We start from the raw sequence: 15,822 nt of genomic DNA on the forward strand, positions 1-15,822 counted from the left end.
GATATTATGTTTTATTCTAAATTTGAATGGCAAAGTTAGCGAGAATTCTCCACAAAAAAAGCTGCAAGGTTTCTAAAACCTTACTGCTTTGTCGTAATTTTACATAAATAATCTATTTAAATGGCGTTTTAGTTGCTTTTTGATAAGCTTTAAAACTATTTAGCTCAAAGAAATCACATTCCACACATTTCATAAATTCAAAATATGGCAACTAACAGAACTTTTACAATGATTAAACCTGATGCAGTAGCAGAAGGTAACTCTGGCGCAATTATTAAAATGATTGAAGAAGCGGGTTTCCGTATTGTAGCCATTAAGAAAACGCTACTTACTAAGGAAAGAGCTGGAGAATTTTATGCAGTTCACGCTGAAAGACCTTTTTATGGTGAATTATGCGACTATATGTCGTCGGGACCAATCATTCCAATGATTTTGGAGAAAGAAAATGCAGTATTAGATTTCCGTACTTTAATCGGAGCAACAAATCCAGCTCAAGCAGCTGAAGGAACTATTCGTAAAGTGTTTGCTAAATCGGTGCAGGCTAACGCAATTCACGGTTCTGACTCAGATGAAAATGCGGCTATTGAAGGATTTTTCTTTTTTGCTGGTGTAGAGCAGTTCTAGTAATGAGTAATGGTGCTATGCAGCAATATGAGTAGTAATATGTAATGTAAACATGCTACTACTCATATTTATCGTTATCGCCTAAATCTTCCCCAATAATTCTACTTGCTGCTTGCTTTAGTTTTCCAAAGAATCCTAAAGAGCTTTTCTTACCATTGGTTTCCGCAGTTTTTGTATTTTCTCTACTACTCTTATTAATTGTTGTATTAACGGGTACAACTGGAATAATTACTGGAGCATCTTTTCTAAGGATTTTATACGCCTCTTCACGCTCATCAATATCTCTAATTCCTCTCCAAACCAAACCAACAGCTGTTGAATAAGTAGGATTTTTAATCTCTTCTGTAAATGTCTTTCCTAAATTTTCGTTTGGATAACCAATTCTTACATCTCTTTGTGCTACTCTTTCAAAAAGCTGATCAATATAAGGCATTTGGGCAGTTCCGCCAGTAATTACAATTCCACAGTTAATTCTATTTAAATAACCAGAACGTGTAATTTCAGCAACAACCAAAGCCATGATTTCTTTCAATCTTTCCTCAATAATAATCGCAACATTTTTTACCGAAACAATTTTAGGTTTACGCCCATTTGCACTTGGAATCGAAACAACCTCTTCAATGGCTACTTCATCAGCAATGGCAGAGCCAAATTTTACTTTTAATTGTTCCGCTTGTTCAATAGATACACCACAGCCTTGTTCAATATCTGTTGTGATTGAATCTCCAGCAAATGGTAATACGGCTACGTGTCTTACAATGTTCTTATAATAAATTACAATTTCAGTAATGCCACTTCCTATATCTACTAAGGCTACGCCTGTTTTCTTTTCTTGTTCGGTTAATACAGCTAAAGAAGCGGCTAAAGGTGAGTACACTAATCCTCCTTCAATCTCCATTTTATCTTTAGAGCGTTCTATACAGCGTTTGGTTTTATCCAATTCTGCTTGAGGAGAAATAATCATTAAAAACTCTCCTTGCAATTTCAAACCACTGATTCCTACTGGTTCTTGAATTCCATTGGCAGAATCTACAGAATATTCCTGAGGTAAATTGTGCACAATAGCATTACCCTGCGAAATAAAAGTTCGCTGGGCATCATTAGCAACTTGATCTACATCTGTAACCGTTACTTCTTCTCCACGAGTTTGTCTGGTAATACCAGCCTTATGTTTCGAACTATGAATGTTCGGTCCAGCGATACTAGCCACAACACCTCTAATATGAATATTGGCTTGGTTTTCAACTTGCTCGATAGCAGACTGAACAGCTTCTATCGTTTTATTGACATTCAAAACGACACCCTTAGAGACTCTTCCGGTGGTATCGGCTTTACCCAAACCAAGAATCTCCAACTTGCCTAAACTGTCAAGTCTGCCAGCAACTACACTTACTTGCTTACTGCCTATGTCAAGTCCAACGATTATTTCATTCATGGAAGGTAGAATTTAGGAAACTTGGGATTAAGAATTTGCAACATACAGTTTTATTAAAATAAACCGCCAATATAAGTACTCTTATTGGATAATCGTTTACCGTTTAATAAAGTCTATCTTGAAACATCATCTTTACTCACAAATAATCTGATTTCTGTATTTTACACTTACTTTATGATAGGTATCCCAGCCTTTAGCAGGCAGAATATCTTTATAAAAAATTTTAATTTTCTTAAATTTAGATTCAATATCAATACCCATCCCAAACTCAATCACATGATTTCCTACTTCGGGCACCATGGTAATACCTCCATCTTTCTCAACGATTAACTGGGTTATTTGCGCTTTCCAAAAAGGATCGTCATTGATAGCATTGATTAGTTCTAAGATAGGTTTACTTCTCACTTCTTTTAAATCCTGTATTTTATCAAAATACTTTCCCGAGAGTAATAAAACTCTGGGAGTAAAATGTTGAGAAATACCGATAAAATCGCCTTTCTCTGTGACGTAACTATCTGAACTTTTATTATATAATACTCGGGCGAGTGGTGTGTGTTCTACAATATCAATTGTCATTTCTCCGCTTAAATCACGATGAACTTGACATGACTTTACTAATTTATTTAAACAAACTCTTTTTTCAATTTTTTTAAAGTCAATCTTATCAAAAGGTTTTCCTTCTGGACTGTCAACAACGTTTGGACTAACAATCGCTAAAATCTCATCAGCAGTAACTAATTCACTTTCGTTAGCACCTTCAATGTTTACCTTGATATTCTTACATTTCTGATGATGATGAACACTTTCAGCATAAATTACAATCGACAGTAAAACTATAGTTAGTACCGTCGGCCAAATCCATTTCTTAATTTTTCGTAAGGGGTTCAATGTAATTTTATTAAAGATATTGTTTTCAAGCAATTAGAAAAAGCTTATTCACATACCTATGAAACTACTCATTATACTAATGAACTTTCTAAAAGTTTGAAAAAACCATACGAAATTAAAAAAAATAACTTAAAACCTTAGCATTATTTACTAAAAGGCAATTAAGTACATAAAAAAATAGAAAAAGTTTCAATTCTCAACACATTTAAGGCTGAAAAAATATAATCTTAATATTAACTCACTCTTTTTAATAAATTGCTGGAAACTTTATCGGATAGCATTCAGACATTAGTTGATAAGCCGTATCTACAACATTCTCTGCATTTGGTTTTGAAAAATAATCTCCATCAGAACTATATGCTGGACGGTGAGGAACTGCTGCCATACATACAGGTTTGGCATCTAAATATCTATAGGCATTTTGTTCATCCAATACTTGTTGCATCATATATGCTGAAGCTCCTCCTGGCATATCCTCATCTGCAAAAATTACTCTATTCGTTTTCTTAATTGATTCTACTATACTGTGTGAAATATCAAAAGGCATTAGAGTTTGTACATCTATCACTTCTACCGAAATATCCATATTTTCTAATTGGCGAGCCGCTTCCATCACAATTCTACACATCGAACCATAAGTAACAATGGTAATATCTCTTCCTTCTCTGATTACCTCTGGCATTCCCAATGCTACTCTTGTTTCATGTAAATTGGTTGGCAATTTCTCTTTCAATCGATAACCATTCAAACATTCGATAACAATAGCTGGGTCGTCTGAATTCAATAAAGTATTATACATTCCAGCGGCTTGCGTCATATTTCTTGGTACGCAGAGATGAATACCTTTTAAACCACCTAATAAAACAGACATTGGCGAACCCGAATGCCAAATTCCTTCTAAACGATGTCCTCTGGTTCTAACAATCAATGGTGCTTTTTGTCCGCCTACTGTTCTATATTGTAAACAAGCCAAATCATCCGATAAAGTAGCGAATGGGTAAAATATATAATCTAAATATTGAATTTCAATAATTGGTCTTAAGCCTCTCATCGCTGCTCCAATTCCTTGACCAACAATCGTCATTTCTCGAATTCCAGTATCAGTTACTCTTAATTCCCCAAATTTATCTTGTAAACCTGCTAATGTTTGGTTTACATCCCCAATTTTCCCCACATCTTCTCCTAAAATAAAAATTCTGGGATTTGTACTGAATAAATAGTCGAAATTTCTATTTAATATTTCTCGTCCATCTATTATTGGGGAACTCGCATCATATTCTGGCTGAACAGCCTGTACTTTTAAGGGTGAATATTTTGAGATACTAAACTGATGCGAGTTAAATCTTTTATCATTAGCAGCATCAGTTTGTTTTAACCATTTTTTTAATCCTTGTTTGGCTGATGAATCTTCAGAACGTAAAACTCTTAGTACTTTTCTCGCCGCTACCACATTTTCATGATGAATCGGATTAATAGCTTTGCGTAATTCTTCTGCTATTTTTTTTACTTCTGCTCCATTCTCGGTTTCAGCGGCTGCTTGATATAATAATGAAAGTAAATCTTCTCTTTCTGGCTTGATTGAACTCATGTAAGCACTCCAAGCTGCTTTTTGACAAGCCTTTGCTTCTTTAACGGCTTCTTCGTCAATACTTTTTAGTTCTTCTTCAGTAGCCAAATCTTCTGCAAGAATCCATTCTCTGAATTTTATATTACAATCATAATCTAATTCAAATTGTAATCTTTTCGCAGATTTATATCTTTCGTGTGAACCCGACGCTGAATGTCCTTGCTGTTGTGTTACTTCTTCTACGTGAATTAAAGATGGAATATGATACTCACGAGCTAAAGTCGCTGCTTTTTGGTAAGTTTCCATCAAAGCCACATAATCCCATGCTTTTACTGTAAAAATTTCTATGCCAGCGCCATCTTCATTTCTTTGATAGCCTGCCAGCGCTTTTGAAATAGAAGATTTTGTGGTTTGATATTCTGAAGGAACTGAAATGCCATAACCATCATCCCAAACAGACATCACCAAAGGAATCTGCAAAACACCCGAAGCATTTACACATTCCAGAAACATTCCTTCTGAAGTAGAAGCGTCGCCGATGGTCGAGAAACATACTTCACTGCCGTTACGAGTAAACTTTTCTGAAATTTCTTGAAGATTAGGTAATTGTCTGTATAATTTAGAAGAATAGGCTAAGCCGACTGCTCTTGGCATTTGTCCAGCCGTTGAAGATACTCCAGCCGCAGAATTAAATAATTTTGTTTGGTCAACCCATTCTCCCTCTTCGTCTAACCATCTAGTAGCATGATGATTATTCATTGCTCTTCCGCCAGTGTGTGGGTCGAAATTAACGTCTGGGTGTCCGTAAAGTTGTGAAAAGTATTGCATCCAAGTCATATCACCGACGGCCGCAACAATGGTTTGGTCACGATAATATCCTGAAATAAAATCTCCAGCTTTCATGGCTCTTGCCAAAGCAAGTTGGCAGAGTTCTTTTCCGTCTCCGTAGATTCCAAACTTAGCACGACCAGCAAAAACTTCTTTCCTTACAAGGAGGCTACACTCACGACTCATGCGAGCAACCCGATAATCAGTCAAGACTGATTCTTTGGTGAATACAATAGTTTCTGACAGAAGTGTGTTTTCCAAGACAGTGAGAGGGGTATAAATGAACGATAAAATATAAGTTTCAGTACCAAAAATAACAAAAATTAATTAGGGTAACAAATATAGATTCTCGAAGCAAAGAAATTGTGCTCTTGTTAATGATTTGTTAAAACCTATGAAACATTTTGCGAAGCATCTACAAGACTTTACTTTTGTTTTGTGAATTAAGGGTATTTTTTATTAAATTAAACGAAATTTTAATTTTAAGGCATCGTTTAAAACTTTGTTCTGATTATAATATTTTTACAATTATCTTAAACATCATTAAAACAAAACAATTAAATCTAATATGAAAAAGTTATTTTTCGTTTTCGCATTGGTATTTGTTGCTTCTTTTGCCAATGCGCAAGGAGTAATTAAATTCAAATCAGAATCTCATGATTTTGGTAAAATAGAAGAAGGCGTTGTGGCAACTCACGTTTTTGAATTTACAAATACAGGTACTGCACCAGTTGTTATTTCAAATGCTTCGCCTTCATGTGGTTGTACTACTCCTGACTGGACGAAAGAGCCAGTAATGCCAGGAAAAACTGGTAAAGTAACAGCAGCATTTAGTTCGGCTGGTCGCCCAGGTGGTTTTTCAAAAACAGTTACTGTAATTAGTAATGCAGAGACACCACAAATTATCTTATCATTCAAAGGTGAAGTTGTTCCAAAAGGTACTCCAATTGAAACACCTGCTCCAGCGAAAGCTCCAGCTAAGAAAAAATCAACGAAATAATATTTCTTCAATAGTTCAAAGAAAGGCGTAGGCAGCAATGTTTACGCCTTTCTTTGTTTTTTATCAATATCAGCAATCCAAAACTTTATTACTTCCGTAAATCTGTTTGAAACGATATTTAAACAATCAAAAAAGATGAAAAAGGTAATATTAGGATTAGCATTTTGTGCAATGGCATTTACGAGTAATGCCCAAACAGTAACCGTAGGAAATGAAGCGATGTTTCCTGCAAAAAACATTGTTGAAAACGCTGTTAATTCTAAGGCGCATACTACTTTGGTTGCCGCAGTAAAAGCAGCAGACTTAGTAAGTACTTTACAAACTAAAGGACCATTCACAGTTTTTGCTCCTGTAAACGATGCTTTTGAAAATCTTCCAGCAGGTACTGTTGAAACTTTATTAAAACCAGAAAACAAGGCAACCTTAGTCAAAGTTTTAACGTACCATGTTGTAGCTGGCAAATTAGATTTCGATGCTATTGCAAAAGCCATCAAAGCGGGTAATGGAACAGCTACTTTAAATACAGTAAGTGGGGGAAAATTATATGCAATGATGAATGGCTCTCATAACATCATGTTGAAAGATGAAAATGGTGGAACATCAAACATCAGTACTTATGATGTTTATCAATCAAACGGTGTAATTCATGTGTTGGATGCCGTAGTATTACCTAAAATGTAATTCATCCAAAAGGGTATGAAGTTAGTTATCAATACTTTCTTCACGCCTAATAGACAGGTGTGGTTTAATAATGGGTAATGTACAAAGGGCTTTCTCTTTGTTGGAAAGTCCTTTGTTTTTAACGCTTATTTTACTCCGCCATTTGAAGAAATAAGTTTTTAAATATAATTTTCAAAAATAGTACAATCGTAAAATCTCTTTAATACTTCTTATTTATAAATAGCATATTATTAAACCTCCTTCTCCTTAACGTTATAAACACATAATATTTCAATAGTAAATTATTGGAATTATCCCATTATCTTTATTAAGCCCTTTAACAAGAAGGTAAAATATGAAAAAACTTATTTAAACATAACGTTGCTTTGGGCGTTGTATTAAAAAGTTATTCATTCATCATCTTACATTCATTGAGAAGAAAACACTCATGTCTAAACGCAAAACCATTATAGCTGAAGAAGCACTCGTGTCCTTATTGCAAAGTAAGGATGAGCGAGGGTTCTCCATCTTGTATGATAATTACTCTTCAGCACTTTATGGGGTTATTCTGAAAATTGTTCGTTCAGAAGAAGTCGCTGCTGATGTCATGCAAGACTCTTTTGTGAAGATTTGGCGAAATATAGAAGGCTATAATCGCACAAAAGGTACATTATTTACTTGGATTCTGAATGTGGCTAGAAATACAGCCATTGATAGAATTCGTTCACAAGAATTCCAGAATTCTCAGAAAAATCACGACCTCGATGACCATGTAAATTTCATCGATAGCCAAGGAGGAAGTCAGTTTGATATTGATGCCATCGGCGTAAAAAAGGTTATTGAAAACCTTCGTCCCGAACATCAGCAAATTATTGATTTACTATATTTCAAAGGTTACACACAAGCGGAGGTTTCTGAAGAATTTGGTATTCCACTAGGAACTGTCAAAACAAGAGTAAAATCTGCTATCGTACAATTAAGGCAGTATTTTATTGAACTCGGATTGATTTTCCTCTCTGGATTTTTTGATTTGTAATTGAACGATTGATGATTGCTCAATTGAAGCAAATCAGAAATCACTCTTTCACAAACATCAACCATGATTAACGTTTAAAAAAATGAACATTCAAGAATACATAGAATCTGGTATTTTGGAGAGCTACTTGCTAGGAGCTACCAATGCTGCGGAAACCGCAGAGGTAGAACGCCTTGCAGAAGAGTATCCTGCCATTCAGATGGAACTGATGGCTTTACAGGGTACGCTTGAAAATTATGCACTTCAATTTCAACAGGAACCTCCAGTTGCTCTCAAGGATAGAGTGATGGAAGCCCTTCAAAAAGAATATACAAATACTGAAAATACAGGATGGCAAACGCTAGAAATACCAACAACCATCAACTCAGAAAATAATATCAAGCCGCTGAAAACAACTAATACTTGGCGGATGGCAGCTTCATGGGTACTTTTGGCTTTGAGTATTGCAGGAAATGTTTGGTTCTTTAGCAATTGGCAAAAATCTGAAAATAAGTTACTTGCCTTAGAATCTCAAAATCAAATTTTAGCGCAAGAAGGACAAACCTTAAAAGCTAATTATCAAGAAGAAGTGGCTATTCTTCAAAACCCAAATGTGAAAGTAATTCCTTTGGCGGGACAACCAGATTTTCCAAATGCCAAGGCTTTGGTTTATTTCGACAAAACCAGTAAATCTGTTTACTTGTCTGGACTCAATTTACCAAATGTGCCTTCTGGCAAACAATATCAACTTTGGGCAATTGTTGATGGCAAACCTGTAGATGCCGGCATGATTGAAGGCAATGCAAGTATTTTGAAAATGAAATCTTTCTCTAATGCTGTTGCTTTTGCTATTTCATTAGAAAATACTGGCGGAAGTACTACAGAAGCTGGACCAAAAGGAGCAATTTATGTGATGGGAGCTGTTTAGAGTAGTTAAGAGTTGTGAATTGTGAGTGAGGAATGCTCTGCCGTTGTGATTGAGAGCCATCTTCCGCTGAAGTTTAAATATTACACTACTTAATTATCAACAAAAAAAGCCTAAAAGTATTTAAAATTCACTTTTAGGCTTTTTTGTTTCTCGTCGAGTTGATTAGCTGATATCCGAAATCCGATACCTGAGTACCCCTATATCATTCCTCTTGATTTAAGTTCTAAATACTTATTTACGGTATTCACGGTTAAATTTTGCGGAGCAGTTAATAATGCTTGAATACCATATTGAGCCAGCTCTCGTACAATTTGCTGTTTTTCGTAAAAATACTTTTCGGCTATCGTTTTATGATAAATTTCTTCTGTTGTTTCAGCTGGTTTGTCTAACAATGTTTTCAGCTCTGTATTTTCAAAGAAAACAACCATCAGCAAGTGGTCTTTCGCTAGTTTTCTAAAATAAGGCAACTGCCTCCGCATAGAAGCTACCGTTTCAAAATTTGTGTATAATAACAAAAGACTTCGCTGACGAATATGTGTTTTGGCATGAATGTATAAAGCTTCATAGTCAGTTTCCATATAGCGAGTTTTTTGTTTATACAATAAATCCAAGATTTTGGTCATTTGCCCAGCCTTTTTATCGGCTGTTAAAACCTGTCCGATTCTATCCGAAAAAGTAATTACACCTGCTTTATCTTGTTTATTTATCGCAATGTTCGATAGAATAAGCGTTGCATTGATGGCATAATCTAGCAAGGAAAGTCCATCGAAAGGCATTTGCATTACTCTTCCTTTATCAATCAAACAATAAACATTTTGTGATTTTTCTTCTTGATAAGCATTCACCATCAAATCGTTTCGGCGAGCGGTAGCTTTCCAGTTAATACTCCGCACATCATCGCCTTGAACATACTGGCGAATTTGTTCAAACTCTTGGCTTTGTCCAATTCTACGAATTTTCTTGATGCCCAATTCCGTTAATCGGTTTGAAATTGCCATCAATTCGTAAGCTCGCATTTGTAAAAATGATGGATATACTGCCACCATTTTATCTTGAGAAAACTGAAAACGACGCTGTAATAAACGAATGGGACTTTTTACATAAACATTTACCGAACCGAAACTATACTCGCCTCTTTTTGTAGGGCGAAGTTGATATTCAATAATTTGTTGTTCCGTAGATTTTAGGGAAGTATGAAAAAGTAAATCTCGTTTCTGAAACTGAAAAGGAATTTCATCAATAATTTCAAGTAAGATTGAGAAGCTATAATGATTTTCAATAAAAATTGAAATAGGGTTTTCATCGCCATTTGAAAGCCTTTCGGGAACATCTCTTCTGCAAAAAATGCCTTTTTTAGCCATGAAAAGAATAATGCCGTCTGCCAACAAGAGTAATATTAAAATCATAAAACACAATTGTGCGATTCCCAACAACCAAGGAAACACAAAAGCAAACACAAACAAAACGACAATCCCAACGACGAAGTGAAACACCACTTTTGAAAAATATAAGGATTTGAAAAGATGTATCATGGTTGTTTTACAGGTTGGCTAACGGAATCTTTCGTTGCTTTTTTTAACGTATCACGTTTAGCCGCTTTAGGTTTAACTGTTTGTACAGCTTTTCGTCGGTTTTCTAATATTATTTTTACATCCTCGTACATTGTTTTAAAAGCAGGTGGATGCGTAATATAATACTTCAAACTTACTCTAAAAGTAGCGGTATCGGTTTGATGTTGCTTCATGATTTTCCAGCGCAAACGTTGATATGCCAACAAGGAAGAATCTTGTCCGCCCAAGTGCATATTATTGACACGAGCTTCCGCTTCATGAACATCTGCCAAGATTTTTGACATTTTATCTTGCTCTATCAAATTTGCGGGCTTATCTTCCGAACCGCAAGCTATCAACAAAGTTGCTAACAACAGAATTATTAATCTCATATTTCAAATTTACAGGGAATTTGGGTAGTTTTAAACTTGTGAAAGTTTTTTAAGTAAAATTATGAAATGATTTTTGTTTGAAGGAAGCTTCGACGAATGAACCAATAGATGACTCCCAACGAATTTTTAGCCAAACTTTATAAATACGAAATCAAAATCCGCAAGGCTGTTACTTCACAGATGCGGGGAAATTTTCATTCTATTTTTAAAGGTTCTGGGCTAGAATTCAGCGATTTACGCCAATATCAGTATGGTGACGACGTTCGTTTGATTGATTGGAATACTTCAGCAAAAGGACACGGAACTTATGTAAAAATCTTCAAAGAAGAAAAAGAACAATCGGTGTTTTTTGTGGTAGATGTAAGCGCTTCGCAAGATGTGGGGCGGTCTGACCGTTCTAAATTAGATACAACCAAAGAAATCTGTGGGGTTTTGGCTTTATCGGCAATCAAGGAAGCCAGCCATGTTGGTTTACTTTGTTTTTCTGACCAAAAAGAAAAATACATCAAACCTGCCAATACTTTAAAACATGGCTACCAAACCATTTTAGAGTTATTTAAACTCAAAACAGAATCTACTGGTACTAATTTGAAGAAAATGATTCTTTTTACTTTGGATGTTTTAAAAAGAAGAAGTTTGGTTATTTTGGTTTCTGATTTTATTGATACTGGTTATGAAGAAAACCTAAAAGCCTTGGCTCGAAAACATGATTTAATCGTGATTCACTTATTCGACCAACGAGAAACGAATCTTCCACGTTTAGGAATCATTCCTGTTTATGATACCGAAACTCGAAAAACAATTTGGGTAAATGCTTCATCAAGTTGGTTTAGAAATCGAATGAAGATTTTGTTCGATAAAAATTCACAACAAGTAGAGCAAGTGTGTAAACAACACCGAGCAAACTATTTAGCCATTGATGCTTCGGAAGATTATGTTCCTAAATTGATAAAATTATTTAAAGTAAGAAAGTAGTGCTTCTGTCGCTCATTAAATTTTATGAAACCCTTTTTTAATGAAGTCCACAATCATCAAATTTTCTGATTCATTAAAAGAAATATTTATACAGTTTCGTTCCTGCAAAGTTTCAACAACATTACAGGCAAAAATCTGTAGCTTAAAGGTTAGCTTAAGGCAAATTTTATCTCGTATTTCTTATTTCCTCATTCACCAAATAAGCTTAAAATCTTATATCTCAAATCTTGTATCTTTTGTCTTTTCTCTTGCTTTTTTATTTTTCTTTTCATCCAATATCAATGCGCAGAATCAGAATTGGCAACCACCCAAAGGACAATTTTTGAGTGATAGTTTAAAAGTAGGTTTACCGATAAAGTATGCTTTGAGTTATCGTCACAAACCTACTGCCGATATTTTCTTTCCAGACTCAACTTATAATTTTGCGCCTTTCGAACTTGTTTCGAGAGAATACTTTCCGACAGTTACCAATTCCAAAGGTAGCCTTGATAGTGCTATTTATACTTTAATTTCATTTGAAGTTTTGCCAGTTCAGGAACTTAGCTTGCCTGTTTTTGTAAGAGACAATCTTGATTGTACTCGTGTTTTTGCACCGATAGATTATGTCCGTTTGCAAGGTACAATTTCAGCAAGTGGAGAAATGGACACAATGTCTTTGAAAAAAGATACCCAAGTAATTCCGTTATCACAACAACCCAATTATCCTTTAATTTTTTTATTTATTATTGGATTAAGCTTTTTGGGCGTATTGACTTTCTGGTTTTTTGGTACTCCTATCAAAAGACAAATTAAATTATTCAGGTTTAAACGTCGTTACGATGAATATCTAAGACTTTTCCAAAGATTAAGCAGAGCTACCGACGACAAGAAAAAAGGATTGGAAAATGTTGAAAAAGCAGTAATTCTCTGGAAAAAATATGTAGAACGTCTTGAAAACAAACCGTTTACTACTTTTACCACGAAAGAAATTTTAGATAATTTACAAGATAACCGCTTGTCGGATGCCCTCAGGGAAATTGATGCCACTGTTTATGGAGGCATTTACTCTAAAACAACAGCAAGTTCTTTGAATATTCTTCAAGAACTCGCTGAAAGCCTTTACAGAAAACACAGACAAGTATTAGTACAAAGCACTTGATGAGCATCAAGCAATTTTATGGAAGATTGGTTTATAAAATATTGGTTTTTACCATCTACCCTTTCAAGTTTTGATTGGGCAAATCCTTTCTTTTTATATAGTTTACCCATCATTCCGCTATTGTTTTTAATCAGAAGTTGGTTGCGTGGCAATGCTATTCAAAAATTAAACATTGCTTTTCCTGCCAACGATATTCAATCTAACTGGATAAGTTATTTACGATTTGTCCCTGCTATTTTTTTGTTATTATCAATTACTTCAATGTTTTTAGCCTTGGCTCGTCCGCAAAGAGTCGTTTCTGAAACAGAAGAATTTTCTGATGGGATTGATATTATGCTTGCTTTGGATATTTCAAAATCAATGGACAGCAAAGATATTCCGCCAACAAGACTTGCAGTTGCACAGCATGTAGCGAAGAAATTTATCGGTGGCAGATTGTACGATAGAATCGGAATGGTTATTTTTTCTGGAGAACCATATTCCCTTTGTCCACTTACAACAGACTATGAAATGTTGCAAGATTATGTAGATGAAATTTCGTCTGATTTAATTAAAACATCTGGCACAGCCATTGGTAATGCTTTGGGAATGTGTATCAACCGTTTGAGAGAAATTGATTCAAAAAGTAAAGTAGCCATTTTGATTTCTGATGGAGATAATACCGCTGGAAATCTCGACCCAGTAACATCGGCACAACTTGCCAAAGCTTTTGGTATTCGGGTTTACACGATTGCAGTAGGAAGTAATAAGAATGTAACCGAAAAAGTAGATGAAGGTACATTGCGTGAAATTGCTAAAGTAAGCGAAGGGAAATTTTTTAGGGCAAAAGATGCCAAATCTTTAGAAACGATTTTTGAAGAAATTAACCTTTTAGAAAAAGTTGAAATCAAGCAAAATAAATCTAGAAATGTTCGTGATTTCTATCATCCATATTTAAGATGGTCAATCGCTTTTTTACTTTTATCCTTTGCTTTTAAGAATACTTTTATGGGAAATATTTTAGAAGATTAGGCTAATCAATTCATAATCATTACAATATACAACACCAAAGTACTATAAAAACTATGATAAGTATAAATATTGGCGATTATTATTTGTAAAAACTAGATTTAATAATTCCTTAACATTGCGATAACTAAGTATTTATACCTTTGTGGCGAAATTACCAATATGAAAAACCACGATAATTGAAGATTTACTTATTGCTGTAAAAGTTTTTGTAAATTTTCATATTAACATTAGAGTGATTCGTCGCTCTTCAAATCAATAAAAATAATGTTCGGATTAGAAACTTCTCTATTCATTTTACTTTTCCTGTGTTTGTTTTTGGCTTGTGCCTTTGAGTTCGTCAATGGCTTTCACGATACAGCAAATGCCGTAGCTACAGTAATTTATACAAATTCATTAAAACCTACACAAGCAGTAGTTTGGTCTGGATTTATGAATTTCTTAGGATTACTTACTGGTGGTGTTGGTGTTACCATGTCGATTATCGGTTTGCTGCCCACAGAGCTCCTCATCGACCCCAATGTTTATCATTCCATGGCAACAGCATTAGCGATGTTGATTACTGCTATTCTTTGGAATTTGGGTACTTGGTATTTTGGTATTCCAGCTTCTTCTTCGCATACATTAATTGGTTCTATTATTGGTATTGGTGTAGGTTATGCACTTTTACCTGAAAATAAAGCAGGTTTAGAAACCGTAAACTGGGACAAAGCCATCGAAATCGGTAGAGCGCTTTTATTATCTCCATTATTCGGTTTTGCAGTAGCAATCGTATTAATGTATATCATGAAAAAAGGTATCTCTAATAAAGATATTTTCAAAGAGCCTAAAAAAGATACTCCTCCACCAATGTGGATTCGTGTGATATTATTTACTACTTGTACTTTAGTAAGTTTCTTCCACGGTCGTAACGATGGACAAAAAGGAATTGGTTTAGTAATGATGATTTTGATTGCTTTTTTACCGGGCTATTTTGCCATCAATACTGATGTTGATCCATTCAAATTGCAAGCAGAAGTAAATACTGTTCAACAAGTAATTACTAAAATTGATACTACAAAATTATCAGCAACAGAGAAAGAAGGTTATCATAAAATCATTAAAGCAACTACAGGTTTAACTACAATTTTAGAAGATAAAACACTTACAAACGATAATTTGACGGTTGAGAAAAAATTAGAAATTCGTAAAGATGTTTTATCAATCAATAAATACGCTAAAAAATTATCTGAAAGTGATGCTGTTAGTTTGAGTAAAGACGATAAAAGTGCTTTGAAAAAAGCAACTGCTGGTTCTTCTCCTGCTTTCTTTACTTTTGGAAATTCTGGAACTGGTTTATCATCATTAACAGATTTTGCTCCGACTTGGGTAATGTGGATGATTGCTCTTTCTTTAGGTTTAGGAACAATGATTGGCTGGAAACGTATTGTAGTAACTGTAGGTGAAAAAATCGGAAAGCAACATTTATCGTATGCACAAGGTGCTTCTGCTGAATTAGTTGCTTCATTTACCATTGCATTATCTACTATTTATAAATGGCCTGTATCAACTACGCACGTACTTTCTTCGGGTATTGCAGGTTCGATGGTAGCTTCAAAAGGTATTAAAAACTTACAAGGCGGTACTGTTAAAAGTATCGTAATGGCTTGGGTACTTACTTTGCCTGTTACGATTTTAGTATCTGCTACAATATTCTATTTACTCCGTACAATTATCGGTTAGTATTAAAATCTCAAGAGGGCGTATGGAAATAATTTCATACGCTCTTTAAGTACCCGCTTACATTGCAATTACCCCAACTACCAATATAGAAA

General features: G+C 34.7%; 14 protein-coding genes. 9 read left to right on the forward strand and 5 right to left on the reverse strand.

Annotated elements, in window-relative coordinates; translation table 11 throughout:
- Window positions 1–204: 204 nt before the first annotated feature.
- Window positions 205–624 carry a nucleoside-diphosphate kinase gene (locus ABID42_RS17610; RefSeq protein ID WP_184136654.1) on the forward strand — a complete coding sequence of 140 codons (420 nt, stop codon included), beginning with the start codon at window positions 205–207 and terminating at the stop codon, window positions 622–624.
- 58 nt (window positions 625–682) lie between these two features.
- Here ABID42_RS17610 and ftsA read toward each other — a convergent pair whose 3' ends face one another.
- The 3 genes from ftsA to ABID42_RS17625 all read right to left on the reverse strand — a co-directional run bounded on the left by ftsA (window position 683) and on the right by ABID42_RS17625 (window position 5,603).
- The gene (gene ftsA, locus ABID42_RS17615) at window positions 683–2,059 is read right to left on the reverse strand and encodes a cell division protein FtsA (RefSeq protein WP_367284799.1); all 1,377 of its coding nucleotides are present in this window, start codon (window positions 2,057–2,059) and stop codon (window positions 683–685) included.
- A 132-nt stretch (window positions 2,060–2,191) separates the two neighbouring features.
- Window positions 2,192–2,980 (reverse strand): cell division protein FtsQ/DivIB, encoded by a 789-nt coding sequence (locus tag ABID42_RS17620; RefSeq protein ID WP_367284800.1) that lies wholly within the window; start codon window positions 2,978–2,980, stop codon window positions 2,192–2,194.
- 214 nt (window positions 2,981–3,194) lie between these two features.
- Entirely contained in the window at window positions 3,195–5,603 is a 2,409-nt protein-coding gene (locus ABID42_RS17625) for an alpha-ketoacid dehydrogenase subunit alpha/beta (protein WP_367284801.1), read from the reverse strand.
- Window positions 5,604–5,910: 307 nt separating this feature from the next.
- Between ABID42_RS17625 and ABID42_RS17630 the strand changes: the two genes are divergently transcribed.
- The 4 genes from ABID42_RS17630 to ABID42_RS17645 all read left to right on the forward strand — a co-directional run bounded on the left by ABID42_RS17630 (window position 5,911) and on the right by ABID42_RS17645 (window position 8,945).
- A complete protein-coding gene (locus ABID42_RS17630; RefSeq protein WP_323258315.1) occupies window positions 5,911–6,342 on the forward strand; it encodes a DUF1573 domain-containing protein in 432 nt (143 codons plus the stop codon).
- Between the two features lie 135 nt (window positions 6,343–6,477).
- The gene (locus ABID42_RS17635) at window positions 6,478–7,023 is read left to right on the forward strand and encodes a fasciclin domain-containing protein (protein ID WP_367284802.1); all 546 of its coding nucleotides are present in this window, start codon (window positions 6,478–6,480) and stop codon (window positions 7,021–7,023) included.
- Between the two features lie 427 nt (window positions 7,024–7,450).
- Window positions 7,451–8,038 (forward strand): RNA polymerase sigma factor, encoded by a 588-nt coding sequence (locus tag ABID42_RS17640; RefSeq protein WP_323326576.1) that lies wholly within the window; start codon window positions 7,451–7,453, stop codon window positions 8,036–8,038.
- Between the two features lie 82 nt (window positions 8,039–8,120).
- Entirely contained in the window at window positions 8,121–8,945 is an 825-nt protein-coding gene (locus ABID42_RS17645) for an anti-sigma factor (RefSeq protein ID WP_367284803.1), read from the forward strand.
- 197 nt (window positions 8,946–9,142) lie between these two features.
- Here the strand turns inward: ABID42_RS17645 and ABID42_RS17650 are convergent, their stop codons facing one another.
- Together ABID42_RS17650 and ABID42_RS17655 are read right to left on the reverse strand one after the other, a co-directional pair.
- Window positions 9,143–10,474 carry a DUF58 domain-containing protein gene (locus ABID42_RS17650; RefSeq protein ID WP_435521484.1) on the reverse strand — a complete coding sequence of 444 codons (1,332 nt, stop codon included), beginning with the start codon at window positions 10,472–10,474 and terminating at the stop codon, window positions 9,143–9,145.
- On the reverse strand, window positions 10,474–10,887 hold the full coding sequence (locus ABID42_RS17655; protein ID WP_367284805.1) for a DUF4296 domain-containing protein: 414 nt from the start codon (window positions 10,885–10,887) through the stop codon (window positions 10,474–10,476). Before ABID42_RS17655 ends, ABID42_RS17650 begins: the two co-directional genes overlap by 1 nt.
- A 108-nt stretch (window positions 10,888–10,995) precedes the next feature.
- Between ABID42_RS17655 and ABID42_RS17660 the strand changes: the two genes are divergently transcribed.
- The 4 genes from ABID42_RS17660 to ABID42_RS17675 all read left to right on the forward strand — a co-directional run bounded on the left by ABID42_RS17660 (window position 10,996) and on the right by ABID42_RS17675 (window position 15,730).
- Window positions 10,996–11,862, forward strand: a complete 867-nt coding sequence (locus tag ABID42_RS17660) for a DUF58 domain-containing protein (RefSeq protein ID WP_323258309.1) — start codon at window positions 10,996–10,998, stop codon at window positions 11,860–11,862.
- Window positions 11,863–12,184: 322 nt separating this feature from the next.
- The gene (locus tag ABID42_RS17665) at window positions 12,185–13,000 is read left to right on the forward strand and encodes a hypothetical protein (RefSeq protein WP_367284806.1); all 816 of its coding nucleotides are present in this window, start codon (window positions 12,185–12,187) and stop codon (window positions 12,998–13,000) included.
- A gap of 18 nt (window positions 13,001–13,018) precedes the next feature.
- Entirely contained in the window at window positions 13,019–14,011 is a 993-nt protein-coding gene (locus ABID42_RS17670) for a VWA domain-containing protein (protein ID WP_323258307.1), read from the forward strand.
- A gap of 264 nt (window positions 14,012–14,275) precedes the next feature.
- On the forward strand, window positions 14,276–15,730 hold the full coding sequence (locus ABID42_RS17675; RefSeq protein WP_367284807.1) for an inorganic phosphate transporter: 1,455 nt from the start codon (window positions 14,276–14,278) through the stop codon (window positions 15,728–15,730).
- Window positions 15,731–15,822: the final 92 nt, after the last annotated feature.

The organism is Arcicella rosea (assembly GCF_040543805.1).
Taxonomy (GTDB): domain Bacteria; phylum Bacteroidota; class Bacteroidia; order Cytophagales; family Spirosomataceae; genus Arcicella; species Arcicella rosea.